This is a genomic window from Pantoea sp. Seng, assembly GCF_009829935.1.
GTDB lineage: Bacteria > Pseudomonadota > Gammaproteobacteria > Enterobacterales > Enterobacteriaceae > Pantoea > Pantoea communis.
In genome coordinates, this window is sequence record NZ_SZZV01000044.1 from 1 (window position 1) to 1744 (window position 1744).

Annotated in this window: 2 protein-coding genes; both read right to left on the bottom strand. The window is 57.5% G+C overall.

Translation table 11 applies throughout. The annotated features are described in order from the left end of the window. On the bottom strand, window positions 1-1263 hold a 1263-nt coding region (accC, locus tag FD737_RS23615), incomplete at its 3' end, for an acetyl-CoA carboxylase biotin carboxylase subunit (protein WP_160834696.1). 11 nt (window positions 1264-1274) lie between these two features. Then, window positions 1275-1742, bottom strand: coding sequence for an acetyl-CoA carboxylase biotin carboxyl carrier protein (accB, locus tag FD737_RS23620; RefSeq protein WP_034830260.1), 468 nt, complete (start codon window positions 1740-1742; stop codon window positions 1275-1277). Between the last annotated feature and the right edge of the window lie 2 nt (window positions 1743-1744).

Sequence of the window (1744 nt, forward strand, 5' to 3'; positions counted from 1 at the left end):
CTGCAGCTCGACGTTGGTCTTGATGCCGTCGATGATCAGTTCCGCCAGCGCATTTTTCATGCGCGCGATGGCCACTTCACGGGTGTCACCGTAGGTGATCAGCTTGCCGATCATGGAATCGTAGTACGGCGGCACGCTGTAGCCGGCATAGATGTGCGATTCCCAGCGCGCGCCAAAACCGCCTGGCGCGTGGAAACGGGTGATCTTGCCCGGGCTTGGCAGGAAGGTGTTCGGGTCTTCGGCGTTGATACGGCACTCCACCGCATGACCGCGCACCACCACGTCTTCCTGTTTGATTGACAGCGGCTGACCGGCAGCAATACGCAGCTGCTCTTTGATCAGATCCACGCCGGTGATCATCTCGGTCACCGGATGCTCCACCTGAATACGGGTGTTCATCTCGATGAAGTAGAACTCACCGTTTTCGTACAGGAACTCGAAAGTACCCGCACCGCGGTAGCCGATATCGATACAGGCTTTCGCACAGCGCTCGCCGATAAAGCGACGCAGTTCCGGCGTGATGCCCGGCGCTGGTGCTTCTTCGACCACTTTCTGGTGACGACGCTGCATCGAGCAGTCACGTTCCGCCAGATAGATGGCGTTGCCCTGGCCGTCGGCCATCACCTGAATCTCGATGTGACGCGGGTTCTCGAGGAATTTCTCCATGTAGACCATGTCGTTGTTGAAAGCCGCTTTGGCTTCCGCTTTCGTCATGCCGATGGATTGTTCCAGATCTTTTTCACTGCGCACCACGCGCATACCACGACCGCCGCCGCCGCCAGAGGCTTTGATGATGACCGGGTAGCCGATGCGTTTAGCAATGGCACGGTTTTTATCCATGTCATCGGTCAGCGAGCCGTCAGATCCTGGCACGGTTGGCACACCGGTTTTCTTCATGGCGGTGATCGCAGACACTTTGTCGCCCATCAGGCGGATGGTGTCAGCTTTCGGGCCGATGAAGATAAAACCAGAGCGCTCAACCTGCTCGGCGAAATCGGCATTCTCAGAGAGGAAGCCGTAGCCCGGGTGGATCGCCACGGCGCCGGTGATTTCGGCGGCGGAGATCAGTGCAGGGATGTTCAGGTAACTTTTGACCGACTGTGCCGGGCCGATGCAGACGGTCTCGTCCGCCAGCAGCACGTGCTTCAGGTCGCGGTCAGCGGTTGAGTGAACCGCAACGGTCTTGATGCCTAATTCTTTACACGCGCGGAGAATACGCAGAGCGATCTCACCGCGGTTAGCAATGACAATTTTATCCAGCATGCTTCGCCTCGTTATTCGATGACGACGAGCGGCTCGTCAAATTCAACCGGCTGGCCGCTTTCCACCAGGATCGCCTTCACAACGCCGGATTTATCGGCTTCGATCTGGTTCATCATTTTCATCGCTTCAACGATGCACAGGGTATCGCCCGCGTTGACTTTCTGGCCCACTTCCACGAAGGCTTTCGCATCCGGGCTTGGGGTACGGTAGAAAGTGCCGACCATCGGAGAACGCACGATGTGGCCGGTGATTTCCGGCTTAGCGGCTTCAGCTGGCGCAGCGGCTGCAGGTGCAACGGCGGTCGCCAGCGCAGGCTGCTGCATCACTGGCGCAGCATAAGCCTGTTGCATGACCGGATAGCCAGCGTTCGCAGGTGAACGGCTGATACGAACTGACTCTTCGCCTTCAGAGATTTCCAGCTCGGAGATGCCAGACTCTTCTACCAGTTCGATCAGTTTCTTAATTTTACGAATATCCATGA